This is a genomic window from Pseudomonas sp. SIMBA_068 (assembly GCF_046534705.1).
GTDB lineage: Bacteria > Pseudomonadota > Gammaproteobacteria > Pseudomonadales > Pseudomonadaceae > Aquipseudomonas > Aquipseudomonas putida.
Map to the genome: position 1 here is coordinate 1 of NZ_JAWRYI010001754.1, position 233 is coordinate 233.

General features: G+C 39.1%; 1 pseudogene. It reads left to right on the forward strand.

Annotation, left to right across the window (positions count from 1 at the left end):
* Window positions 1–233, forward strand: a pseudogene (locus SB756_RS35765) (hypothetical protein); the annotation flags it as partial.

Consider the following 233-nt stretch of genomic DNA (forward strand, 5'->3'; position numbering starts at 1 on the left):
GAATTGCATTGTATCCACAAGATGGTATTACGCCCGACTCCTTGCTTAGTAACGCCGATATGGCGATGTATGATGCCAAAAATAATGGCAAAAATGCCTACCGTTTTTATCATAGGAAATTAGAAGCTCATGCCCGTGAACAAATGGATATTGAGCGCGAACTTCGCAAAGCAATAAACAACCAAGAATTAGAAGTATATCTACAACCTAAAATAGGTTTAGACTGCAATCAG